This is a genomic window from Bradyrhizobium sp. CCBAU 51627, assembly GCF_028128765.1.
Lineage (GTDB): Bacteria > Pseudomonadota > Alphaproteobacteria > Rhizobiales > Xanthobacteraceae > Bradyrhizobium.
The window spans coordinates 129,852-153,112 of record NZ_LBJG01000022.1; the positions used below are offsets into that span (position 1 = coordinate 129,852).

The 23,261-nt window shown below is 63.8% G+C and carries 26 protein-coding genes; 8 read left to right on the forward strand and 18 right to left on the reverse strand.

Going from position 1 to position 23,261, the window contains the following annotated elements:
* The first annotated feature begins 363 nt into the window (after window positions 1-363).
* The gene (locus tag XH88_RS11570) at window positions 364-1,332 is read left to right on the forward strand and encodes a helix-turn-helix domain-containing protein (RefSeq protein WP_271615483.1); all 969 of its coding nucleotides are present in this window, start codon (window positions 364-366) and stop codon (window positions 1,330-1,332) included.
* A gap of 60 nt (window positions 1,333-1,392) precedes the next feature.
* On the opposite strand, the gene XH88_RS11575 is transcribed toward XH88_RS11570, so the two are convergent.
* From XH88_RS11575 to XH88_RS11585, 3 genes are read right to left on the reverse strand one after another with little or no spacing between them, the layout of a single operon-like run.
* Window positions 1,393-2,319, reverse strand: coding sequence for a substrate-binding periplasmic protein (locus XH88_RS11575; protein ID WP_271615484.1), 927 nt, complete (start codon window positions 2,317-2,319; stop codon window positions 1,393-1,395).
* A complete protein-coding gene (locus XH88_RS11580; RefSeq protein WP_271615485.1) occupies window positions 2,316-2,669 on the reverse strand; it encodes a c-type cytochrome in 354 nt (117 codons plus the stop codon). The genes XH88_RS11575 and XH88_RS11580 overlap by 4 nt, the downstream gene beginning before the upstream one ends.
* 12 nt (window positions 2,670-2,681) lie before the next feature.
* On the reverse strand, window positions 2,682-4,346 hold the full coding sequence (locus tag XH88_RS11585) for a methanol/ethanol family PQQ-dependent dehydrogenase (RefSeq protein ID WP_271615486.1): 1,665 nt from the start codon (window positions 4,344-4,346) through the stop codon (window positions 2,682-2,684).
* A gap of 346 nt (window positions 4,347-4,692) precedes the next feature.
* Between XH88_RS11585 and XH88_RS11590 the strand changes: the two genes are divergently transcribed.
* The 3 genes from XH88_RS11590 (at window position 4,693) to pqqA (ending at window position 5,844) form a co-directional block, all read left to right on the forward strand.
* The gene (locus tag XH88_RS11590) at window positions 4,693-5,085 is read left to right on the forward strand and encodes an EF-hand domain-containing protein (protein ID WP_271615487.1); all 393 of its coding nucleotides are present in this window, start codon (window positions 4,693-4,695) and stop codon (window positions 5,083-5,085) included.
* A gap of 114 nt (window positions 5,086-5,199) precedes the next feature.
* Window positions 5,200-5,529, forward strand: a complete 330-nt coding sequence (locus XH88_RS11595) for a hypothetical protein (RefSeq protein WP_271615488.1) — start codon at window positions 5,200-5,202, stop codon at window positions 5,527-5,529.
* 234 nt (window positions 5,530-5,763) lie between these two features.
* Complete coding sequence (pqqA, locus tag XH88_RS11600) at window positions 5,764-5,844, forward strand: pyrroloquinoline quinone precursor peptide PqqA (protein ID WP_012029362.1); 81 nt, start codon at window positions 5,764-5,766, stop codon at window positions 5,842-5,844.
* 230 nt (window positions 5,845-6,074) lie between these two features.
* Here pqqA and XH88_RS11605 read toward each other — a convergent pair whose 3' ends face one another.
* Both XH88_RS11605 and XH88_RS11610 read right to left on the reverse strand, forming a co-directional pair.
* Entirely contained in the window at window positions 6,075-9,209 is a 3,135-nt protein-coding gene (locus tag XH88_RS11605; RefSeq protein WP_271615489.1) for an efflux RND transporter permease subunit, read from the reverse strand.
* Window positions 9,199-10,263: an efflux RND transporter periplasmic adaptor subunit gene (locus XH88_RS11610; RefSeq protein ID WP_271615490.1), complete on the reverse strand. Its 1,065-nt coding sequence runs from the start codon at window positions 10,261-10,263 to the stop codon at window positions 9,199-9,201. Before XH88_RS11610 ends, XH88_RS11605 begins: the two co-directional genes overlap by 11 nt.
* A 230-nt stretch (window positions 10,264-10,493) precedes the next feature.
* Here XH88_RS11610 and XH88_RS11615 point away from each other — a divergent pair, with 230 nt between their 5' ends.
* On the forward strand, window positions 10,494-10,703 hold the full coding sequence (locus tag XH88_RS11615; protein ID WP_271615491.1) for a hypothetical protein: 210 nt from the start codon (window positions 10,494-10,496) through the stop codon (window positions 10,701-10,703).
* A gap of 4 nt (window positions 10,704-10,707) precedes the next feature.
* On the opposite strand, the gene XH88_RS11620 is transcribed toward XH88_RS11615, so the two are convergent.
* Genes XH88_RS11620 through XH88_RS11640 form a run of 5 tightly spaced genes read right to left on the reverse strand, consistent with a single transcriptional unit; the run spans window position 10,708 to window position 14,364 of the window.
* Window positions 10,708-11,055 carry a hypothetical protein gene (locus tag XH88_RS11620; RefSeq protein WP_271615492.1) on the reverse strand — a complete coding sequence of 116 codons (348 nt, stop codon included), beginning with the start codon at window positions 11,053-11,055 and terminating at the stop codon, window positions 10,708-10,710.
* A gap of 26 nt (window positions 11,056-11,081) precedes the next feature.
* Window positions 11,082-11,885: a pentapeptide repeat-containing protein gene (locus tag XH88_RS11625; protein WP_271615493.1), complete on the reverse strand. Its 804-nt coding sequence runs from the start codon at window positions 11,883-11,885 to the stop codon at window positions 11,082-11,084.
* A gap of 47 nt (window positions 11,886-11,932) precedes the next feature.
* Complete coding sequence (locus XH88_RS11630) at window positions 11,933-12,661, reverse strand: ABC transporter ATP-binding protein (RefSeq protein ID WP_271615494.1); 729 nt, start codon at window positions 12,659-12,661, stop codon at window positions 11,933-11,935.
* Complete coding sequence (locus tag XH88_RS11635; protein WP_271615495.1) at window positions 12,651-13,388, reverse strand: ABC transporter permease; 738 nt, start codon at window positions 13,386-13,388, stop codon at window positions 12,651-12,653. Before XH88_RS11635 ends, XH88_RS11630 begins: the two co-directional genes overlap by 11 nt.
* Before the next feature lies 1 nt (window position 13,389).
* On the reverse strand, window positions 13,390-14,364 hold the full coding sequence (locus tag XH88_RS11640) for an ABC transporter substrate-binding protein (RefSeq protein WP_271615536.1): 975 nt from the start codon (window positions 14,362-14,364) through the stop codon (window positions 13,390-13,392).
* An 86-nt stretch (window positions 14,365-14,450) separates the two neighbouring features.
* On the opposite strand from XH88_RS11640, the gene XH88_RS11645 reads away from it, so the two are divergent.
* Entirely contained in the window at window positions 14,451-14,810 is a 360-nt protein-coding gene (locus XH88_RS11645; protein WP_271615496.1) for a hypothetical protein, read from the forward strand.
* Window positions 14,811-14,995: 185 nt separating this feature from the next.
* On the opposite strand, the gene XH88_RS11650 is transcribed toward XH88_RS11645, so the two are convergent.
* Together XH88_RS11650 and XH88_RS11655 are read right to left on the reverse strand one after the other, a co-directional pair.
* Complete coding sequence (locus tag XH88_RS11650; protein ID WP_271615497.1) at window positions 14,996-15,814, reverse strand: quinoprotein dehydrogenase-associated SoxYZ-like carrier; 819 nt, start codon at window positions 15,812-15,814, stop codon at window positions 14,996-14,998.
* A 52-nt stretch (window positions 15,815-15,866) separates the two neighbouring features.
* Window positions 15,867-16,658 carry a quinoprotein relay system zinc metallohydrolase 2 gene (locus tag XH88_RS11655; protein WP_442868437.1) on the reverse strand — a complete coding sequence of 264 codons (792 nt, stop codon included), beginning with the start codon at window positions 16,656-16,658 and terminating at the stop codon, window positions 15,867-15,869.
* Window positions 16,659-16,920: 262 nt separating this feature from the next.
* Here XH88_RS11655 and XH88_RS11660 point away from each other — a divergent pair, with 262 nt between their 5' ends.
* Window positions 16,921-17,799: a substrate-binding domain-containing protein gene (locus XH88_RS11660; RefSeq protein WP_333909246.1), complete on the forward strand. Its 879-nt coding sequence runs from the start codon at window positions 16,921-16,923 to the stop codon at window positions 17,797-17,799.
* A complete protein-coding gene (locus tag XH88_RS11665) occupies window positions 17,796-18,347 on the forward strand; it encodes a PQQ-dependent catabolism-associated CXXCW motif protein (RefSeq protein ID WP_271615500.1) in 552 nt (183 codons plus the stop codon). Before XH88_RS11660 ends, XH88_RS11665 begins: the two co-directional genes overlap by 4 nt.
* Window positions 18,348-18,410: 63 nt before the next feature.
* Here the strand turns inward: XH88_RS11665 and XH88_RS11670 are convergent, their stop codons facing one another.
* The 6 genes from XH88_RS11670 to XH88_RS11695 form a co-directional block, all read right to left on the reverse strand.
* Complete coding sequence (locus XH88_RS11670) at window positions 18,411-18,713, reverse strand: copper-binding protein (protein WP_271615501.1); 303 nt, start codon at window positions 18,711-18,713, stop codon at window positions 18,411-18,413.
* 135 nt (window positions 18,714-18,848) lie between these two features.
* On the reverse strand, window positions 18,849-19,460 hold the full coding sequence (locus XH88_RS11675; protein WP_271615502.1) for a hypothetical protein: 612 nt from the start codon (window positions 19,458-19,460) through the stop codon (window positions 18,849-18,851).
* Window positions 19,457-20,305 (reverse strand): ABC transporter permease, encoded by an 849-nt coding sequence (locus XH88_RS11680; RefSeq protein WP_271615503.1) that lies wholly within the window; start codon window positions 20,303-20,305, stop codon window positions 19,457-19,459. The genes XH88_RS11675 and XH88_RS11680 overlap by 4 nt, the downstream gene beginning before the upstream one ends.
* Complete coding sequence (locus tag XH88_RS11685) at window positions 20,302-21,108, reverse strand: ABC transporter ATP-binding protein (protein ID WP_271615504.1); 807 nt, start codon at window positions 21,106-21,108, stop codon at window positions 20,302-20,304. The genes XH88_RS11680 and XH88_RS11685 overlap by 4 nt, the downstream gene beginning before the upstream one ends.
* Window positions 21,105-22,088, reverse strand: a complete 984-nt coding sequence (locus tag XH88_RS11690; protein ID WP_271615505.1) for a YVTN family beta-propeller repeat protein — start codon at window positions 22,086-22,088, stop codon at window positions 21,105-21,107. Before XH88_RS11690 ends, XH88_RS11685 begins: the two co-directional genes overlap by 4 nt.
* The gene (locus XH88_RS11695; RefSeq protein ID WP_271615506.1) at window positions 22,073-23,254 is read right to left on the reverse strand and encodes an ABC transporter substrate-binding protein; all 1,182 of its coding nucleotides are present in this window, start codon (window positions 23,252-23,254) and stop codon (window positions 22,073-22,075) included. Before XH88_RS11695 ends, XH88_RS11690 begins: the two co-directional genes overlap by 16 nt.
* Between the last annotated feature and the right edge of the window lie 7 nt (window positions 23,255-23,261).

Consider the following 23,261-nt stretch of genomic DNA (forward strand, 5'->3'; position numbering starts at 1 on the left):
GCGTGCAGGAGCGGCCCGTTTTTTGTTTCCTGCCGCAATTCCTAACGACTTCGTCAACGGGAAACTTGCCCAAGAGAGAAGCTGGTTTGCTCGATAGCGCACGGATGCGAAGTTTTTGATTTTGCAGTAGCGAATTCAGCGGCTTCGGCGCTGGCGCAGTGCGGCGTTCGACGCTCAGGTTCCCCTTGACGGCGGTGCAACTAAGGCGGAGGATTGAACTTCAAGGGTGGCAACGGAGTGATGACGCTCGTTCTCAAAGACCGCCCGAATTTGAGGTAAACGCCACGCAATCACGGCTGAGGGCTCCAGCAGGCACTGGTCGCGATTCGCGTCGAATCCGGGGACACACCAGTGGCTGGATTAATGTCCGACACAATTCATACGCTCTCGACGACCGGACTGACGCCGAAGCGCCAGATCCAGAGCTGGATCGACGGGCTCACGAGTCTGTGTGGTCACTTCGATGTCGATCCGCTGGAAGCGTCCTCGCTTGAAGGGCGCATCGACTACACTACGGTCTCGCGTCTGAAGCTTTGCCAGATCGAGGTGAGCCAGCATCGCATCGCGCATACGCTGGCGCGTGCCAAGTCAAACGAACACCCCTACATCAAGATCCACTTCCAGACCTACGGCGTGTCCTATTTCGAACAGGAAGGCCGCCATATCGAGCTGAACCCCGGCGATATCCTTGCCTACGATGTCTCATGTCCGCATTTGATCGTCAGTCCCGCCTTCACGCGCCACGACGTGGTGATCGTGCCGAAAGCGCTGCTGCGCGATCGCGGCTTCCCGTCGCAGCGCATGCCGGCCTGCAAGCTGTCGGCGAAGACTGGGACGGGGCGGATCGCTCACGATTTCGTCCATGCCACGTTTGACGAAGCAGCGAAGCTCTCGGCCAACAGTGCGGTCGGTGTTGCCGATTCCCTGATCGACTTGTTGTTGCTGCCGTTGCGCGAGGCCGACACGATGTTCGATCGGGTCGGGCCCGAAGCGATGTATGTTCGTGCCCAATTTTTCATCCGTGAACATCTGCGCGATCCCGATTTGTGCATCGACCAGATCTCGGCCGAGCTCGGCTGCTCCAAGCGCTATCTGCACATGTTGTTCTCCGAGCGCGGCACGACGGTGAGCGATTACATCTGGCAGGCGCGCCTCCAGAACTGCCGCCAGGAGCTTGAGGCTCACGCCGGCAAGACCATTACCGATGTGGCCTTCTCTTGGGGCTTCTCGAGCTCATCGCATTTCAGCCGCGTATTCCGGAAATATTTCGGCGTGGTGCCGTCCTCCATCCACAAGGCGCAGCAGGGCGCCGTGGCGGCGGACGAGAACTAGGCGCGCGCCGGCCGCCGGCTCGTCTCGCTGCCGCCAGAGCGTCCCCTCCACGGCCAGGGCTCACCGCTGAATGATCTTGGTCCACACGTCGCCAAGGATTGCAGGCTCGTGCGGCGGCAGGTAGGTCAGGCCCGCCTGCTTGCCGAATTCGGCGATCTTGCCCTGCGCGGCAAGATCCGTCAGGGCCTTGCTGACGGCGTCGACCAGGGGGGCGTCGCTGGCAAGTCCGACATAGCCGCGATTGGCGCCGATTGGATAATAATAGCCGGAGGCGGCGATCGCCGTATCCGGATGCGCGGCACGATGGGCGTCAAAGCGGGCGAGATCGATCAAGGTGGCGTCGTAGTCGCCACGATCCAGTGCACCCAGGAGGTCGTGGCGGCCGGGGACCAGATGGGTGATGTTGTCGATCAGCCGTCCCTTGTCGAAGCTCATCAGGATCGCGTCACCCAATGAGCCGCTCTCGACTGCGAGGCGAAGCCCGGCAAGATCGCCGATGTCCCCGATCTTGCGGCCGCGTGCCTTCGGCCCGAGCACGACCGTCATCGGCGCATAGACGTAAGGCCTGGTCGGCGCGAGTTCGCCGAGCGCAACGCGTCGGCGCCGGTCGTCGCGCGTGGCCCCGGTGAAATCCGGCAGGCGCGCCGTCTTCACGCCGGGCTTGGCGAGCGAATCCGCCGTCAGCGCGTAGCCGCCGATCAGCGAGCAGCGTCCGTCGGAGAGCAATGCATTGGCCTCGAGCTGCGGGCTCGAATCTTCGTCCAGCTTGCTCTCGAACCACTGGATCTTGAGCGGTCGTCCCATCCGGTCGGCGATCGCCTGCGCCAGCAGCACATCGAAGCCCGAATCCGGCCTGCCCTTGTGATGCGCCGAGAGCGGCGGGCGGTCCTCGTCGAGGCAGATGCTGAGGGGATCTGCCGCCCACGCCGCCGTCGCCGGAGCTGCGAGCATCATCAAGAGCGCAAGCGCCGCAAGCCGCCGCCTCATGGCTTCCTCCGGCTCGAGATGAAGGCCCAGAGATTGCCGATGTCGTCGTCGCTCAGGATGTCACCCCAGGGCGGCATCCTGTTATTCTTGCCGTTCTTCACGGTGGTGACGAAGCGCGTCTTGTCGTCGGGAAAGGTGCGCAGGTCCGGCGTGATGGTGCCGGAATTCATCATGTTGGGGCCGTGGCAGTGCGAGCATCTTTCGGCATAGGTCGACTTGCCGTGGTCGATCTGCGCCTGCAGCGGATTGCCGTTCGAATCGTCCGCAGCACGAACGGTCGCCGCAAGCGCGACCGTCAGCGCCGCGACGGTGGCGACGATCGCCACCGTCCTGTGTGATATGTCCCTCAACGTCTCTTGCCGTTACTGCTTCACCGCAAAGACCCAAAGGGAGCCGCCGGGCGGCACCTTGGCCAGCCGCTCGTCGCCGGAGAACAGCGAGTAGACGCCGCCATAGCCGCTCGTGACGGCGACGTACTGCACGCCGTCCTGCTGCCAGGTCACAGGCTGCCCCTCGATGCCGGAGCCGGTCTGGAACTGCCACAGCTTCTTGCCGCTGTCGGCGTCGAAGGCCTCGAACTCGCCGGTCAACGCGCCGGTGAACACGACCCCGCCTGCGGTCGAGAGCACGCCGGAGAAGCGCGGAATGTCGCTCGCTGCCTCCCACTTCGCCTTGCCGGTCATCGGATCGATGGCCTTGAGGTGACCGCGCGGTCCGTCACCCCATTCCCAGGGATCGGTCAGGTCCATGCCGAGATACCATTCACCCTGTTTGAAGGTGGCCGGCTCCGTCTTGTACCTGCCGCCGAAGGCGAGCGTGTTGGCGTAGGCCAATCCGGTCTGCGGATTGAACGACATGGGCTCCCAGTTCTTGCCGCCGAGGATCGACGGATAGACCGTGACCTTCTTGCCCTCGCGCGCATCCTTGGCGACGTCGGTCTCGATCGGGCGGCCCGTCTTCATGTCGACGCCTGTCGCCCAATTCACCTTCACGTAGGGATTGGCTGCGAGCAGCTTTCCGTTGGTGCGATCGAGCACGTAGAAGAAGCCGTTGCGGTTGGCGTCCATCAGCACCTTGGTCGGCTTGCCCTCGACGTTCATGTCGGCGAGGACCATCTCGGCCACTGAGTCATAGTCGAACGGATTGTTCGGCGAGAATTGGTAGTGCCACTTGATCTTGCCGGTCTTGGGATCCATGGCCAATACCGAGCAGGTGTAGAGGTTGTCACCCGGCCGCACCGCCGAATTGAATGGGCCCGGATTGCCGATGCCCCAATAGATCGTATTCAGCTCCGGATCGTAGGATCCTGTGATCCAGGTCGAGCCGCCGCCGAGCTTCCAGGTGTCGCCCTTCCAGGTGTCGCCGCCGGGCTCGTCCGGCGAGGGGATCGAATGCGTGCGCCAGAGATGCTTGCCAGTCGCCGGGTCCCAACCGTCGATGAAGCCCCGGGTGCCGAACTCGGCGCCGGAGATGCCGGTGATGACGACGCCGTCTGCGACCAGCGGGGCCACCGTCATCGAATAGCCTTCCTTGATGTCGGCTGCCTTCTGCCGCCACAGCTCCTTGCCGTCCTTGGCGTCGAGTGCAATCACGTTGGCATCGAGCGTGGTGCGGAACAGCTTGCCTTCATAGAGCGCGGCGCCGCGGTTGATGATGCCGCAGCAGACGATGCGGGGCGTCTCGGCGGGATATTCGATCTTGGATTTCCAGATTTGCTTGCCGGTCTTGGCGTCGACCGCCATGGTCGCGTTGTGCGAGGTCACGTAAATCACGCCCTGATACACCAGCGGCTGCGATTCCTCGCTGCGATCGTCGTTGAAGGAGTAGTTCCAGACCGGGACGAGGTTCTTGACGGTGTCCTTGTTGATCTGGTTCAGCGTCGAGAAGCGCTGGAGATTGTAGCCCATTCCGTAGTTGAGAACGTTCGACGTATCGGTTGCGCCTTTGACCAGTTGATCGGTCGTTTGTGCGCTCGCAACCGAGCATGCGGATATGACGAGGCTCGCGGCCATCGCAAAACGTTTCATCCGTTCCTCCCAATATGCGCGCCTCTTGACGCTGCGATTGCAACACTCCGTCGGAAACCAAAACGCGTCAATACGAAAGTCGAAAGTGGCTTGCCGATATGTTGGATGCCGGATGCCGGTCACCTCGGGGAAACCTGACGATCGAGTCCTTAACTTGTGCGCAGACGCTGAAATAATTCCGCGGCGCGAAGTTGTGTCGGCGTGGGCGTTGCAATCGGGGCCGTGGAGTTCCGTGAGTTGTGCGGCGTGCAGGTTGCAATTCCGGCCTTGAACCGGAGCAGGCTTGTGCATTTATGTAGTTCTCGAGCTCCGATCGAATCGGAGCTGTTGGTCAGGGAGGTCTCAAATGATGTCGCGTCGGTCAGTTGCGCTTGCACTCACGATTGCACTGCTGGCGGGGCCGGCTTGGTCGGCATCCGGCGGCGCCGTCAAGATGTTCGACACGGACAATGACGGCACGCTCGATCTCGCCGAGGTGAAGAAGGCCGCAGCCGCGCTGTTCGCAAAGCTCGATCCAGACCATGACGGGACGCTCGACGTGCGCGAATTGCGCGGACGTCTAACCGCAAAGGAACTCGCGGCCGCGGATCCCGATCATGATGGGACCTTGACGCTTGAAGAGTATCTTGCCGTGGTGGAGCAGCGCTTCAACGCAGCCGATCCCGACAAGGATGGAACGCTGGACGCGAAGGAACTGAAATCGCGCGCTGGCCGCGCACTGCTGCGGCTGCTGCGATAAGCGGGGCTCAATTCTGCCCTGAAATTCGGAACATCGGCCGATTCGACCTGTTCTCCTCAACGTCCCGCCCGGCGTCGGGAACCCGCGGCGGAAAGGATTGAGGAGACGAAGCAGATGAATACGAAGCGATCCATTCTTCTTGCGTGCACAGCCCTGACGCTGAGCGCGGGCATGGCAATGGCGGGCCCCTGCAACACCGGTGGCACCGCCAGCGACAAGGACGCTGGTTCTGGTCCTGTCACGGTGGGCTCGGCGCAGTCCCATCCATCCGACTCGGCGAGCAATACCAGCCAGCATCCGCCGACCAGTACGATGAATCGCGCGAGCGGCGAAACACCGACCTCGTCCGAGGACGCGCAGCGTCAGATGCAAGGTCAGCCGACGGCGGCTCAGCGTGCCCAAGGTGCCAAGCCGAATGCGATGACGGCCGACAAGGGCTGCTGACGGCAAAGCGTAACGCCGATCGAGAGGTTCGCGGCGTCGCGCAAGGCGCTCGTTACACGCGGCGTTTGATCAAGAGAGAAGTAGCTTTGTCCGAGAGCGAAATGCAGGCGCGAAGAATCGGCACAGAGTCGCTCGGCGTTGGAATCGAAGCTTGAACTGCGCGGGGCGCAGCCCTAGGTTTTGCCCCGCGCGATGTCGCGCTCATACTTGGCTCAAATACTTGGGGAGACCCGAATGGCCTGGAAAGCTCCGAAGATCGTGGAAGTGCCGGTCGGCATGGAAATCAACATGTACGCCTGCGCTGCGCGCAAGTAAGACTGACGACCTGCCACGGTTTCGATGGCGGACGCTGTCGAAGCCGTGGCAGTGTTTCGGCGTTCAACGTCGTTTACTCTCCCGATGCTTACTCTCCCGATGCTCGACCGACATCAAACGAGCAACGCGCGCGAAATCTCAATTGTCGGCTTGTGCCTCGTCCGCCGCCCGCCCGGCGTTTGCTGCCGTTTCGTTACCTATCTGGTTCAGGCCGCAAGGCAGATTTGCGTTCATTCGGCACGGACCTTGAACCGCGCGTAACGAAGCGCAAGGGTCGGCAAGACCAGCAGACTAAGTGCCATCGAGGTCATGAGACCCCCGAGGATCACGATCGCCATCGGACCCTCGATTTCACGGCCTGGCTCTCCTGCGCCTATGGCCAGCGGCAGCAATCCCAGGCCAGTCACGAGAGACGTCATCAGGATCGGGACAAGTCGATCCGCCGCGCCCTCGATCGCAGTTTCGGGTCCCCATACACGACCATCGACGAGGACGAGGTGCTCGTAGTGCGAAATCATGAGGATCGAATTCCGCAGCGTGATTCCGAGCAGCGTGACGAAGCCGACCATCGATCCGAGCGAAAGCAGGCCCCCCGTCAACGCGAGCGCGAGCACGCCACCGACCAATGCAAACGGCAGGTTGATCATCACCAGCAGCAGATTTCGCCAATGACCCGTCACCATCCCAAGCAGAACGACGATGCCCGTCCCGGCCAGCAGGGAATTGACGATGAGATCGCGCCGCGACCGGGCTTGAGCCTCGGCCGCCCCGGCGAATTCGATGTGAGCGCCGGATGGGAGTTTGACTTCGCGGGCAAGCTTACGTTTGGCGGCGGCCACGAAGGATTCGAGATCGCGTCCGCTGACATTCGCCGTTACGGTTTGAACGCGCTGCGCATTCTGGTGCTGGATCTGGTAGCGGCCCGACGTTTCATAGACGTCAGCGATCTGCTTCAGCAGGATGTAGGCGCCGCTCGGCGTGCGCACCGGCAGGTCGCCGATCTGGGTGAGCCGGGCGCGGGCGGGCGCATCGAGGATGACGATGATGTTGAAGACGGCATTGCCTTCATACCCCTGGCCGACGATATCGCCCTGATAGGCGGTGCGCACCAGCTCGAGCACCTCGACCGCATCGAGGCCCCACCGCTGCAGATCGGTCGGCCGAAGCGTCACATTGACCTGCGGCATGCCGGGCGGTGAGCGTCGCTGCACGTCGGCGGCACCCCCGACTTCGTCGAGCTCGCGCGCGACGTCGCGCGCAGCGCGGTCGAGCGAGTCGAGATCAGAGCCATAGATGTTGATGACCACGGCCGCGGTAAAGCCGGAGACGGTCTCCTCCACGCGCTCGGTGAGGTAGGTCTTGCTGGAGAAGGAAACCCCGGGGAAGTCGGCGAGGGCGTCCCTGATGCGCGCTTCGGCTTCGGATTGGGCCTGACCCGAGAGATCAGGCGCCAAATCGACCTCGAATTCGCTGGAATGCGGACCGACCGTGTCGATGCCGGCCTCGGCCCGGCCCGCATGCTGCGCCACCGTGCGGACACCCGGGATCTGTCGGAGCGCGTCCGTCATCAGTTTGCCGATGCGAAGAGATTCGTCGAGCGAGGTGCCGGGGATTGCCGAGACGTGCAGAATCAAATGGCCTTCCCTGAGGTCGGGGAGGAAGGTCCCGCCAAAGAAAGGCAGCATTGCGAGGCCGGCGATCGTGACGGCTGCGGCTGTCGTCATCACCAGGTTCGGGAAGCGGCCGATGCGGCGCAGCAGGGCCTGGTAGTAGCGACGGGACCAACGCACCGCCGGCGGTTCATGCAGGCGCTGTCCGCCGCTTCTTCCGACGAGAAGCAGCATGGAGAGCGCCGGCGTCACCGTGAGAGCGACCGCGAGCGATGCGATCACCGCGAAGATGTAGGCGATGCCCAGCGGGCCGAACAGACGGCCGGCAATGCCGGAAAGCGTCAGGACCGGAAAGAACACCAGCAACACCGCAAACGTCGCGTAGGCGACCGCCGTGCGTACCTCGAGGAAAGCGTCGAGCACGACGCGGGCTTCGGCTCTCGGTACCGTTGCCCGGCGATTTTCGCGCAACCGGCGTACCACGTTCTCGACCCCGATCACGGCGTCATCGACAACTTCGCCGATCGCGATTGCGAGGCCGCCCAAAGTCATCGTGTTGAGAGTTTCCCCCATCCATTGCAATGCGAGCACGGCAGCAATCAACGACAGGGGGATCGCGATGCAGCTGATGATGGACGTGCGCCAGTCGAACAGAAACAAGAAGAGAACGACGACCACGAGAGCTCCGCCGATCAACAGGGCGTTGAGGACGTTCTCGGTCGCCGCATCGATGAAATTGGCCGGACGAAATATGTCCGCATGAAGCTTGACGCCGTCGGCTTCGAGGCCGGGTCGCAGCTCCTGCAGTGCGGCTTCCGTGCGCGTGGTGACATCCCGTGTATTCGCGCCATATTGCTGGCTGACCATGAGCATGATGCCAGGCACGCCGTCGATGAGGGCGGCTCCGATCGGCTGCTCGGGAGCCGTCACGACGGTCGCGACGTCGCCGAGAACCACGCTTGCACTGCCTTCGTGCAGAAGCACGGTGCGGGCCAGCTGGTCGGGCGTCAGCGACTGTCCCTGGGTTTGCAGCGTGATGCGCTGATTGGCGGTGTCGATGAAGCCGGCACCGCGCACGCCGGTGGCTTTGCGCGCGGCGGCCAAAACGTCGTTCAGGCCGACGCGGAAGCGGATCAGATCGTCGGGGCGGACCTGCACTTGCAGAGACCTGACGTCCTTGCCGTAAGTCGAAACCTGTGCCACGCCCTGCACGGCCAGGAGCCGTCGCGCCACGGTCCAGTCCGCAATCGTGCGCAAATCCATCAGCGAACGCTGGTCGGACGTCAAGCCGATGACCAGCACCGTGCCGGCCAGCGGAGTTAACGGCGTCATCGACGGTGGCTGAACGCCTTGCGGCAGCCGCGCGGCCACGACCGCGAGACGTTCGGTCACCAACTGGCGCGCCCGATAGATATCGCTGCGCGGCTGGAAGATGACGGTCACGACCGAGAGCCCCTGGATCGACGACGAGCGCAGACTCTCGACCCCGGCCAGGCCGTTGATCGACGTTTCGATCGGTTGCGTGACCAGGATCTCGACATGCTCGGGGCTGAGGCCCGGCGCTTCGGTCTGGATCGTGACCTGCGGTGGCGCGAATTCGGGGAAGACGCCGTACTTGGCTTCACCAAGGGCGGACAGGCCGTAGCCCAGCAGCGCAAACGAAAGCGCGATCACGATGCCACGGAAGCGGATGGCGAAGTCGACGAGAGCGGCTTGCGGCCCTGACTTGCCGGAGCCGGTGCCATCAATCGTCATCGCCGCCCCGAAGCTCGCTCTTGGCCTCCTCGGACAACAGGACCTGCGCGCCCCGCATGACGATTTCGGACCCGGATGGGATGTCCCGGACGACGTAATCGTCATCGGAGACCGGCTGGTCCGTGCTGATCGGATGCCGTCGGAAGCTGTCGGAGCTTACACGCAGGTAGACCCACGACCGGCCCTGCCATCGCACGATGGCGGTGTCCTCGATGAACACGCCATCATAGGTGTTGCCCGACGGCACATAGACCGTGGTGTTCATGCCGGGCAGCAGGCCGCTGCCGCCCGGCACGGAGAAGAAATAGCTCAATCCCTGAATGCGAGGGTCGGTGCGCGTTGCCGGAGAGATGTACTGCAGATCGATATTCGCATTCCGCGTCGGCGCCTGCGCCAGCGCCGTTCCCGGAGTGCCGGTGACGGTCGTGCCGGGCGGCAGCGTCACCTGCACCAGAAACTCATCACGTTCGATCAGCCTGACGACGGCCGGCGAACGCTCGACGATTCCCCGGCCGATGACCGGCCCCCATTCCTGCTGTGCAGTTGCCGCCAGCGTCCTGAGCTGTGATTCCGCCGCGGTCAGCGCCGCCTTGTCGACCCGCCATGTTCCCTCTGCGGTCTCGGCTTCCTTCTTTGGGAGGGCGGCGGAGTCGACGAGATTTTTGGTCCGGTCGTATGCGCTCTTTGCGACTTCGAGCTTGGCCTGCGCTGTCTGGAGTTGGGCTTGCGCATTGGCGTAGCTGTTGGCCAGCTCCGTAATGCGCGAGATATCGAGCACGGCGCCATAGGCGCGGAATTGCTCGGGATGGGGAGCCGCTTGCAGAGCTGCGGTTTCGAGCCCGACCTGAGCCTGCTGGCTCGGCGTCAGCTTGACCACCGGCTGGTCGCTGTTTGCGGTGCGGGAAGGCTCAGTGCGGCCCGAATTCGGTTTGTCCGGCTGTGTCTCTGCAGCAGCTCGCTGGACAGAGCCCGTGACGGCACAGGTGCCGGCGACGAGCACCAGCACGCAGACTGCGGTCGCTACGCCGCGCCGGGAGGTTTCCGTAAGAGTCATCAGCCTGTTAGCAGTTGTCGGAACCAGCTTATTGACCAAAATGGCAGGCGGCAAGGCGCCGGTTGCACCTCCGCCACGTCTGCGATGGTTGGTGTGCGTGGCTGCGACGCCGCGATCGTGCCCGCTTGGCTCACGCCTGTTTGAAACTTCCGGCGGCCTGAGGCGTAGCTCCTTGTGATAGTTTCGTGGCGATATGATAGTTTCCTGGCGATCCCTGAAGGATTCTCGGCATGAACCCGATCGACCTGGTGGTGACCGTTTGTGCGGTGCTCTCGCCTGCGACCTGCGAGGAACAACGTCTGGTGCTCAACTTTGGCGGGTCGCCGGCGCAGTGCTCCATGGCCGCGCCGCCCTATATTGCGCAATGGGTCGGCGAGCATCCGAAATGGCAGGCGGTGCGCTGGCGCTGCGAGTATCCGCACACGCATGACAAGGCGTAAGCCGCTACTTGGTGCAGTCCTTCAGATCCTTGTCGGCGATCGAAAACACCGCATCCGCCTTGATCTCGATGTCGCGAACGACGCATTGCCGTGAATTGGGATAGCTGACCTTGGCGTCGTAGCGGCCGGGCTCGACGCCTGTGATGCGCAGCCGCTCGTCATGGTCGACCTCCTTGTCCTTGTCGTTCAGACACTGGTTCGGGCCCCAATCGGTCTTGCCTGAGGGGGCGAGTTGGAAGCCGGAGATCGTCTCGCTCGTCAGATTCCAAAGCCGGATGCCCTTGCCCTTGGTCTGCGCGGCGGCTTCGCCGGCAAGCGTCAACAACGCGATCAAAGCTGCAATCCAACGCATCAGCCAGTCCTCCCAAAGGCGGGCCGTCATTTCCTGATCAGGCGCTCGCGGTTCTTTGCCTTGTCGAGATTCTTGGCGCGGTCAAGGCCGTTCGGTGCGATCAGCTTCGCTGAGACGAGGTCGGCGCCGTCGAAATCGGCACCGATGACGATGGCGCCGGTCAGATCGGCTCCGCCGAGCTCGGCGCCTTTCAGTGATGCACCGCTGAGGTCGGCGTCCCTGAGGACCGCGAATTCGAGGTCGGCGCGCGACAAATCGGCGTTGCGCGCGTTCAGCCGCTCCAGATTGGCGGATCTCAGCACCGCGCGCATCAGCCCCATCGACTGGTTGCGCATATCGGCGCCGAGATTGGCGTCCGCGATCGAGGCGCCGACCATGCTTGCGCCGGTGAGATCGGCGGCGATGCGCGCCCCCGACAGGTTCGCGCCGTCGAAACGCGCGCGGGCCATTTGCGATGCGAACAGATGGGCGCCCTTCAGGCTTGCGCCGGTAAGATCCGCATCCAGCAGCCACGCCTGATCGAGGATTGCACGGTCAAGCTTGGCGTTTCGGAGCTTGGTCTTGTTGAGCCGCGCGGCGCGGAGAACTGCGTTGGACAGGTCGAGTCCCGAGAGATCGAGGCCCGAGAGGCGTTTGCCGGTGAAATCGGCAGGCTGCGCAGCGCTCGCTTTGGCCAGCACGGCCTCGACCTCCGGCCTGGTCATTTCGGCCGAGACCATCGCGGGGGAGGTCAGGTCGACGCCACGCATCATGTCCTGCGCGCCCGCCGTCATCGTGACGAGTGCAAGACCAAGCGCTGCAAGCGTTGCGAGGGCGACCGTCCGCGTCATCATCAACTCCGCCGCCGGCCTTTCTAGCACGTTCGCCGAGCGAGCGCCTAAGAGATATCGCGCTCGGCGCGGCCGTCTTGAATTCGCTGGGCGAGGCTGGCCTTGATCGCGGCAATTTCGGCCTCGCCGCGTGTATCGCGTGGGATGTCGATCGGCACCTCAGCCACGATCCGTGCTGGCCGTGGCGACAGGAAGAACAGCCGATCGCCCAGCCGCACTGCATCGTCCAGGCTGTGTGTCACCAAAAGCGTCATCACCGGCCGGCTCGCAACCAGCGTCGCGATCTCGTCGCGCAGGCGTCCGGCGAGGGCGTCATCGAGCGATGCGAGCGGTTCGTCAAGCACCAAAAGATCCGGCTCGACGGCGAAAGCGCGGGCGAGCGCGACGCGGCGGGCGAGACCCAGCGACAACTCGCCGGGAAAATGGCTGCGATGCGCTTCCAGCTCGAGGATTTTGAACAGCTCCGACAGCTTCGCGTCGGTGACGTCAGGCGCAGCTAACCGCACATTCTGCTCGACCGAGCGCCACGGCAATAGTCGCGGCTCCTGAAAGACCATGCCGATGCGCGCCTGCGGCGGGCGCGCGACATGGCCGTCGAAGTCGCGATCGAGCCCGAGAATGATACGCAGCATCGTGCTCTTGCCGCAGCCGGACGGCCCGATCAGCACGCCGACCTCGCCGGATTGCAGCGCGAAGCTGACCGGTGCCAGCACCTCGTGCGTGCCGCCCGCAGCGCTGCTGTAGGTCTTGCCTGTGATATCGACCTCAAGCCGCACGGGGCCGCCACCGCGTTGCGCGGGCCTCGAACGGCTGCACCAGCGCCGTCTCGATCACGAGCACGACCGCCGCGAATGTCAGGGAATAAGCGAGCAGGCGCGGCGTGTCGAACAGCTGGAAGGCGACGCCGATCTCGAAACCGACCCCATTCGGACGTCCCAGCAACTCGGCAACCAGGACGATCTTCCACACCAGCGACAGGCCGGAGCGGGCGGAGGCCGCGATATAGGGCGCAAGCTGCGGCAGCACGACATGGCGGAACGCGCGCCAGCGCGGCATCGCGAACACGCTCGCCATCTCGTCCAGCGAGCGGTCGAGCGCGCGCGTGCCCTCGCGCAAGGTGACGACCGCCGTCGGCAACTTGTTGATGGCGATTGCCGCGATCGCGGCGGCCTCGGTGAGCCCGGCCCAGATATAGGCCAGCACGATCACCACCAGCGCCGGCAGGTTGAGCAGCAGGATCAGCCAGGGATCGCCGAGCCGGTCGGCGAGCTTGACCCGTCCCATCAGATAGCCGATGGCGCTGCCGAGCGACATCGCCAGCACGAAAGCGAGCGCGACGCGCGCCAGCGTTGCGCCGAGATGCAGGAACAGCGCGCCGCTCGCGGCTTCAGCGATGATGACATTGAGCACCGCGGGCGGGGACGGCAGCTTCGCGCCGCCGACGAACAGCGCGGCTGTCCACCAGATCGCGAGAAACAGGGCGAAAGAGAGAAGCCGCAGCACCTCAGTCTCCGGAACCTGCGTGATAGAACGTGCCGGGATCGAGCTCGGCTGCCGGACCGACAAGGTCCCGGCCGCCAATGTCGGCGAGCACGCGATAGAGCACGCGTGCATCGGCCTCTTCGTCACTGATGCTCCGGCGCGGAATACCATCGCGATAACGGTCGCGATAGGTCTTCAGCATGGCCGGATCGGTCGCGCCGGTGAGTGCGGCGATCTTGTCCCAGGCCGCATCCGAACTGACCAGCAGTTGCTTGGCCTTGCGCGTCATGGCGATGAAACGTGCCACGGCGTCGCGATGGCTCGCGGCCCAGCCCTCGTCGAAGACATAGCCGACCGCGGACACCGCGCCCTTGGCGCCGAGCTTGGGCAGAATTTCCTCGATGCCGACGAGGCGCCTGAAACCCTTGGCCTCGAGCTGGGCACAGAAATTCCAGAAATTGAGGCTTGCATCCATCTCGCCGTCGAGCGCCTTGGCCGCGATCAGGGGCGGAGCGCCATAGACGATGGTCGCATCCGTCTTCAGGTCGATGCCATCCTGTTTCATCCGCGCTTGCAGCAGCAGCCAGCTCTTGTCGATCGGCCCGCCGCCGACGGCAAGCTTGCGGCCCTTCAGATCGGCCAGCGTCTTGATCGGCGAGGCTGCCGGCACCATCACGGCGCCGAGCGCGCTGGAATAGGGATAGAAGGTCAGCTTGGCGCCCAGCGCGCGCTCGCGCGACACCCAGAGCCAGTCCGACAGCATAATGTCGGCATTGCCGGCGCGGAGCGCGATCTTGCCGGCCTCGGGACTCGCAAGCTCAGTGACCTCGAGCGAAAGGTTGGCCTCCTTGTCGAGTCCGGCCTGCCGGATGGTCGCCAGTTCCCAGGAGAACGTTCCGGTCTTCTGCACGGCCAGACGGATGGTGTCCGCAGCCTGGGCCGCCGTGCCGCACGCCAGCCCGATCGCGAGCGCCAATGTCCGTGCCAAAACTCTCATCACTTGTGAGCCATTTCCTCTGACGGAGTGCTTTTCAGGACAATACGCATAGCATAGCTTCCATCGCAACCAGCGGGAGGACGCTCATGAGTTTTGCGGGACGGGTACGACCGATTGTCGCCGCCGGGGTCGTGCTCGCGGCGGCGGTCACCGCGGCGTGGGCCGAGGAGGCAAACGACTATCCGACATCAGCGCGCGCGGAATATGTCTATGGCTGCATGAAGGCCAATGGCGAGACGCGGCAGGCGATTGAGCAATGCTCCTGTTCGATCGACGTGGTCGCCTCGATCGTGCCCTATGAAAGATATGTCACTGCCGAGACGGCGCTCAGCATGTCCCAGGTCCGCGGCAATCTCGGCACCCAGTTCAGGACGTCGGAGCAGGCGAATGCGGCCGTGAATGATTTGCGCCGGGCGCAGGCTGAGGCCGAGGTGAGGTGTTTCTAGCTGTTACGGCATAGAAGGTACAATCCCTTCTCCCCTTGTGGGAGAAGGTGGCGCGAAGCGCCGGATGAGGGGTTATGTCGGCAAATTCCGGCGAGGGAAGTGTGTGCTGAGACATACCCCTCACCGTCTCGCCGCTATCGCGGCGATCCACCCTCTCCCACAAGGGGAGAGGGAAACAGAGCGTCTCACGTCCCCGGCTTCTCCACGTCCCACTCATGGCGGAACACGTGCCCCTCCGTGTCCTTGGCTTCCGCACGGAAGCGCTTGGCGCCATTGGAAACATAGGTGAAGCGCAGATTGGGATCTTCCGAGATCGAGATGCCGCCTTCCATCGACAGCACGGGGCTGTCGTCCTGCGTCAGCTTCAGCTGGTTGATGAAGAAGGCGGGAATATAGAGCTGCGTGACCTGGTCCATCTGAAGGCCGGAATTGTTGGGATGGCCGATCATGATCTGCGCCTCGCGGATGCGGCTTGCCGGCGCGTCCTCGCGCGCGAATTGCCGATAGCGCATCTGGCCAAGGCGATTGTTGGCCTCCTCGGCATTCTTGCCGGCCGGTGCCGAGCACCCGCCTGATGCCTTCACGTAGGTCTTGGAGACGTAGAGCTGGCCGTCGCTGAGCTCAGCGACCGCATGGACGTCGGTGTAATTGTTGACGCGCACGCGCGTGGAAATCTCGGTGACGTTGGCGTCCGCGCCAAGCTCGAATTTCGCCGCCATCGGCGCCGGATTGCGATCGATCACCAGCGTGATCGATCGGATGCGGCGGCTATCTGCCGGCGACAGCTTGCTGCGCAGGGTCACCGGTACGATGGCCGCATCCTCGGCGCGATAGGGCATCTCGATGGCGATGACGCCGTTGCCGTCGTTCATCGGACGGTTGCTGAAAATGTCCTGCACCAGACCCGGCCAGGGATCGTAGGCCTCTTCCGCGCTGGCAGGCAGCGCGAAGGCGATGCCGAGCAAGGCGGCGATCAGGGGCAGGCGGCGTGTGCATCCCGTCATGGTCAAGGTGCTCGGCGGACGACGCAGTTACCTGACTAAGGTAGCGCGCCCGCTACTCCCATTCAATTTCAGAAAATGCTGCGGTTGCGTTGCGGGCGTTGTAATCATCGAACAGTTCCCAGTGCGATCGCTCGGTCGCCGCAGCCTTTTCGGCGGCGGTTCGGATCGGCTCGCCTTTCTTGTTCGAGTTGCGGACGTCCGACAGCAGCGTCGAAAGATAATGCCGCTCATCGGCCAGCGCCGCTGGCCAATCGCTCACAGGACCGTGACCGGGAACGACGCGGACCGCCGGGACGGCTTCCAGCTCCTTCAGCAAAGTGAGCCAGCCGCGAATGCTGCCATCCATCACCGGGATATGGCGGAGAAAGACGAGGTCGCCCGCGAACAACGTCTTCGTGGTTTCGTCGAACACCGTCAGGTCGCTGTCGCTGTGCGCGGGCGGCCAGGCCCGCAAAGTGAGTTGGCGGGACCCGAGGTCGAGCGTCATCGTGTCTTTCACGAGCAGGGTGGGCGGCACGATCTTCACGGGATCGATCAATTCGGCGCCCATGATGCGCCGGAAATTGTCGAGATAATAAGGCCCGCGCGTCGCCAGCGCCTGCGGCAGCTTGCTGTGGCCAACGAAGCTGGTTCCGGCTCCGACAAAGGCGGCATTGCCGAAGACATGGTCGGGATGGCCGTGGGTGTTGATGACGTAACGAATCGGCTTGCTGGTGTGGGCCCGCACTGCGGCCAGCAGTTCCTCGCCCTCGCGAAGGCTGCCCCCAGTATCGATCACGGCCACTGCCTCTTCGCCGACGATGAAGCCGACATTGGCGATGTCGCCCTCATTCTGGCGCGTCATCAGCGCGATGGTCCCGGAGTGCACGAAGATTCCGGGCGCGACTTCGCTCACAGGCAATTCGGGCGGGCCTGCGCGTGCTACCGTAATGACGCCCAGCAGGGTCAAGGCGGCGATCTTTGACGCGAGATGAGACACTCTTTCGCCTCAGTTCAGGGTTCACTGCTTTGCACTGCAGCACGACAAGCCAACGCAAAGCTTGGCAAAACATGATGCGTCCATGCGGTGTATGGATAGCATTCGAATGAAACGAGGAGGAAGCGCGATGGAGGCCGGACGACATCGTCGCTGGTTATTTTCACTTTGTCTGATCGTGGCGTCCTGTGCGATCGGCAACGTCGCCCGCGCGCAGACGACCGATGGTGGTGACCTCTCGTTCGAGCTGGTCGATCCGAAGGTGTTGCGCGTCTGCGCCGACCCGCGCAACATGCCGTTCTCCAACGAGAAGGGCGAGGGGATCGAGAACAAGCTCGCCGAGCTGTTCGCGGAGAAGCTCCAGAAGAAGCTCGACTACGTGTTCTTCCCGCAGGCCACCGGCTTCGTGCGCATGACGCTGGGCGCCCATCGTTGCGACGTCATCATGGGATTTCCGCAAGGCGACGAGCTCGTGCAGGGTACAAATCCCTACTACCGCACGACCTACGCGCTGGTCGCGAAGATCGGGAGCGGCCTTGAGGATGTCGATACGCTCGAGGATCCCAGATTGAAGGGCAAGCACGTCGGCATCATCGCCGGCACGCCGCCGGCGACCAATATGGCCATTGCGGGGCTGATGAGCGACGCAAAACCCTATCCACTGATGATCGACACCCGCTACGACAATTCGGCGCAGGCGATGATCGACGATCTCACCGCGGGCAAGATCGAAGCTGGCGTGTTGTGGGGACCGATGGCGGGATACTACGCCAAGAAGGCCGGCTCGCTGCACGTGACCCCGCTGGTGAAGGAAACGACCGGTCCCAAGCTGGTCTATCGCATCGGCATGGGCGTGCGCGCTGCCGACCAGAACTGGAAGCGGCAGCTCAACAAGCTGATCCAGGAGAACCAGGGCGAGATCAACAAGATCCTGCTCGATTTCGGCGTGCCGCTGCTCGACGAAAACGACCGGCCGCTCGGTGCGGAGACGGCCAAGAAGTCGCCATGAGACTTGCCGCTGCGCTCGTCGCCGCCGCACTGGCGGCGCCCGCTTTGGCGCAGCAGCAGGAGCCGTTCGAGCCGGAGGGCTATCGCACCGACAATTACCGGGCGCCGGTGCCGGCGACGCTGGAAGGCGCGCGCGTGCTCACGACGGCGGATGCCGAGACGATCTGGCGCGGCAAGAGCGGCGCCTTCATCGACGTATTGCCGCGTGCGCCGAAGCCGAAGAACCTTCCAGCCGGCACGGTCTGGCGCGACATGCCGCGGAAAAACATTCCGGGGAGCATCTGGCTGCCGGACACCGGCTACGGCGCGCTGCCGCCGGCGATGGACGATTATCTCCAGCGCGGCCTCGCGCGCGCCTCGCACGGCGACAAAGCCGCGCTGCTCGTGATCTATTGCCTCGCCGATTGCTGGATGTCCTGGAACGCTGCCAAGCGCGCGCTGACTTACGGCTATTCCAATGTCGCCTGGTACCCTGACGGGACCGACGGCTGGGAGCGCGCGAAGCTGCCCACGGAGGAGGCGCAGCCGGAGCCGCGGCCCGAGCAGTAGGCAAACTCTTCACAATGACGATCTCGATGCAATATTGCAAGGGTCGAAGGAATCGACCCGGCCCTACTGCTTCTGCAACTTCGTCAGCGTGCCCGTGCCGTCGGTGTCGGTCGCGGAGTAGGTCACCCTGTCGCCGGCATGAACGGCATCCAGCATCGCGGCGTCCTTGGCCTTGTACTGCTGGAGCGCGCCGGCTGCTCCACCGGTGCCGCTGCCCACTGTGCCTTTTTGGATCTCCTGGATTGAGATGGTGTTGTTGAGCCTGTTGATGCTGGTGACCATACCGGTCATGTCGTCAGCAAAGGCGCTGGATGCGAGCATGGTGATGGCTGCAGCGCCCACGAGGATGAATTTTGCTGTTCCCATCGAGGCCTCCCGGCGTTGGAGATTCACATCGACAAGCCATCCTAGATCGATTTGGTTCCGGCAGATAGCGCGCCAACATCCAGGATCGCTTTGATATCGTGGGAACTTTCATGAAAGCCGTCAGCAAGGCTGACGCTATTCCATTTCCTGCTGGATAACGCGACCGAGCGCGAACAGGCGCTGGTCGATGGTGGTCGGAACCTCGCAGACGAAGCGCACAACCTTGCGGCGGTCCTCGAAGATGCGGGTCTCCCAGATCAACTGGTTGCTCATGGCGTCGACCTTGCCGTCGTCGCGCGGCGTTGCGTCCTGGAGCGTCTGGAGCTGGACCGTGTCCTCGCGGATCCTGTCGGCGGCCTCGCGCTGCTTGTGGCTGATGCGTTCAAGACCGCTCATGACTTGGGCGCGCTGGGCGTTCAGGGTGTCGAACAGGCCGGCAAACAACAGCTTGGCATTGGCGATCTTGTCGGCGGAGCCCGCCAGGAATTCCTTCACCGACTTCTCGGCCTCGTCCAGCGGCGTCTTGCGCGCCGCGAGCTTGGACACCAGCGCGCTGACCTTGCTGTCGTCCTTCCACTTGTTCTCGGCATCATCGAGCGGGGGACCAGCCCAGACAGCCGCGAGCGAAATGTCAGGAACCTTGGCCTGCGCGCAGGGCCAGTTGGGATAGCGCGGATCGGCTGCGCGGGCGGCCGAGCCTGCGACCAGGAATGCAAGGGCCGCCATGGCAAGTGTCCGAAGCATCATCCTTCGCCTCCCGCGGGCCCGCGTCGTGCCAGCCCGCGCGACGGATCATAGGCATAGATCGCGGCGATCATGAAGACGATTGTGCAGCCTCCGACCACCGCCAGCGAGATCCAGTTGATTTGCCCATACAGCGCGAAGCGGATCAGTTCGACCGCATGGGTGAACGGATTGGCCTGGCAGACATAGTACAGATAGGGGCTGCCCTCCTGCACGCGCCAGAGCGGATAGAGTGCCGAGGATGCAAAGAACATCGGGAAGATGACGAAGTTCATCACGCCGGCAAAGTTCTCGAGCTGCTTGATGCCGGAGGAGATCAGCATGCCGAGCGAGCCCAGCATCAGCCCGGACAGGATCAGCGCCGGCAGCACGGTGAGATAGCCGATCGGGGGCGGGGTGATGTCCCAGAACCAGGCGATGAGCAGGAACGCATAGACCTGGAGCAGCGACACCGCGGTGCCCGCGAGCAGCTTGCAGAACAACAGGAAGCCGCGCGGCAGCGGGCTCACCAGCAGCGTGCGCATATTGCCCATCTCGCGGTCATAGACCATGGAGAGCGAGGATTGCATGCCGTTGAAGAGCTGGATCATCGCCATCAGTCCCGGCGCGATGAAGACCTCGTAGAGGATATAGGTCTCGTAAGGCGGGATAATGGAGATGCCGAGCACCTGGCGGAAGCCGGCGGCGAAGATGAACAGCCACACCAACGGCCGCACCAGTGCCGAGACGAAGCGCTCGCGCTGATGCAGGAAACGCAGGCCCTCGCGCCAGACGATGCCGGTGAGGCAGGTCATGTACTCGGAGGCCGAGAAGCCGCGCGGCACATCGCGTGTGGTGATGCTGCTCATGCGCCGCCCCCGGGCATCACTTGCGCGCCGGTCAGGCGCATGAAGGCGGTGTTGACGTCCTGCGCGCCGGCCTCGGTGATGACGCGGCTCATCGATCCCTGCGCCAGTACCTTGCCCTGGTGCAGCACGACAAGGTCGTCGCCAGCCATGATCTCGTCGAACAGATGCGTCGCCCAGAGCACGCCGATGCCTTGCTCGGTGACGAGCTGGCGGACATGGCTGATGATGTCGGCCCGCGCCTTGACGTCGAGGCCGACGGTCGGCTCGTCGAGCAAGAGCAGCCGCGGCCGATGCAGCAGCGCGCGAGCGATCTCCAGTCGTCGCATCTGGCCGCCGGAGAGATCGCGCACCTTGCTGCCGGCGCGCTCGGTGAGGCCAATGCGTGCCAGCAGCTCGGCGCTGCGCGCCGCCGCCTCGCGCCTGATGATGCCGTGGAGGGCTGCGTGATAGAGCAGATTCTGCGTCAGTGACAGATCGAGATCGAGCGTGCGCGGCTGGAACACGACACCAAGCAGCCGCAACGCCTCACCGGGCGAACGGCTGATGTCGTGGCCAAAAATGCCGATGCGGCCGGACTGGATGCCGAACAGCCGCGTGATCAACGAGAACAACGTACTTTTGCCGGCGCCGTTGAGGCCGAGCAGCGCGGTGAAGCTTGCGGGCTGCACGTTGAAGGACACGTTCATCAACGCGCGGCGCGGGCCGTAGGAATGGCTGACGCCGTCGATCGACAGCGCCGGCACCGCGACCGGATCAGGCTTCAATGTCTCGCGTTGCTCTGCGATGGGGACGGGGCTGGTCATGGCGCGATCGTGATGCCCCAGGGCAATTCGCCCACCTGAATGGTCTTGATGACCTTCTGCGCGGCGACGTCGATGACGGACACATCGTTGGAGACGCCGTTAGTGGTGAGCAGATACTTTTCGTCCGGCGTGAATGCCATGTGCCAGACGCGCTGGCCGACCAGGAGATATTTCGTCACCTTGCGCGTGGCGGTATCGACCACGGCGATGCGGTTGGCGGGGCCAAGCGCAATGAAGGCGGTCTTGTCGTCCTTGGTCATGCCGATGCCGACCGGCTGGATCGCCTCTTTCCGCAAGCCCGGAATCTCGAAAGTGACCTTGCCGATCACCACATGCTTTTGCGGATCGATAATCGACACGGTGCCGCCGATCTCGGAGGACACCCACAATTCGGACGCGTCGTGCTTGAATTCGGCAAAGCGCGGCCGCGCATCGACCAGCACATTGGCGACGAGCTGGCGTGAGCCAGTGTCGATGAAGTGCGCCATGTTGGTCGTTTCCGACGTGTTGATCAGGGTCTTGCCGTCGGGGCTGATGGTCATGCCCTCGGGCTCGACGCCGACCTGGATGTCGCCGAGACGGGCGCGCTTTTCCAGATCGATCACAGTCACCGTGTTGTCGTTCTCGTTGGCGACATAGAGCGTCTTGCCGGCTGCGTCCTGGGTGAACAATTCGGGGTCGGGACCGGAGGGCAGGGTGTCCACGATGCCTTGCGTCTTGGCGTCGATCATCTGGATCGTGTCGTCGTCGCCGACCGCGACCATGACGAATTTGCCGTCGCGGGTGAACTCGATGCCGCGCGGACGCTGGCCGACCTTGATGGTCTTGGTCACCGTCCAGCTGTCGGTGTCGATCACCGACACGGTGTTGCTCTTCTCGTTCGAGACATAGGCGATGAAGGCATGCGCTGGCGCCGCCGCCAGCATCAGCGCGGATAGCAATCCCGCACGCAACATCCGAACCCTCATTTCAGCTTGCATTTGCTCTCCGGGCGATCGTAGCCGAGCGTGTCGAGCTCGGAGACCTGGTGCAGAAATCCTTCCTGCGGCGACACCGACACCACCATGCGGCCGTCGACGAGGAGAATTGGCTGGCGCAGCTGGAGATTCCAGTCGCGCAGGGTGAGCCTCGTGCCCTTGAAGGCGGCAATCTCGAAATTCGGTCCCTTGATGAAGTCGGTGACTTTCTTGACATCGCCGGAATTGGTGCGTGACGCGGCCTCGCCGATCATCCGCACCGCGGTCCAGGCCTGCATGTCGAGCGCGGTCATGCGGCGCGAGTTCAGCTTCATGAAGCGGTTCTGCATCTGCGTCGCGCCCCACTGGTCCTGCGCCGCGTCCCAGCTGCGCGGGACCAGGCCAGCCGAGCCTGCGACGGGCCGCGGATCCCAGGTGCGGTAGGGCAGATAGGCTGCAAACACCTCGCTCTCGTCGGCGGCGACCAGCACATCGTAGGCGGGCGCCTGTTGTGTAAACACCGGCATCTGGCGCTGGATCAGCGTCACGCCGGAGTCGGTGCGGCGCGCCCCACCGGTGTCCTCGAAGGTGCGCTCCTGCACGATCTTGGCGCCGAACCGCGTTGCGGCGCGCCTCAGCGCATCGGCGTAGAGCTTGTCCTCGTCGTGCGAGCCGACCACCAGCAGCCAGCGCGACCACTTCTTCCACACCAGATATTGGCCGAGCGCATCCGCCAGCATCGACCGTGTCGGCGCGGAGTGGATGACATTGGCGCGGCAATCGGCCTCGCGCAGCCGTTCGTCGATGGCGCCGGCATTGAACAGCAGCGTGCCGCGATCGCGCAAGGCATCGGAGACCTTCAGCAGCGCGTCGGCGGGCAGGTCGACGATGATAAAGCCGTCCTTCTCGGCGAGTGCGCTCGCGGCCTGGACCGGGTCCTCGCCCGCCTTGATGCGACGCTCCTCCAGCGTGAAATGCTGGTTCAGGAATTTTCCGGTGGTGTTGTTGTCCTCGATGGCGAGCTTGGCGCCGGCGACGCCGTCATTCTCGGCCGGCTGCTCGACCAGGGACAGCGTCGATCTGCTGCCGGCGACGCCGAGATAGCCGACGCCGATTTCAATGGGGTCGGCCGCCAGCGCCTGCGTCGCCGCAAATGCGAGGCCAATCAGGCCGACCATCCACCGGATCATGTTTCCT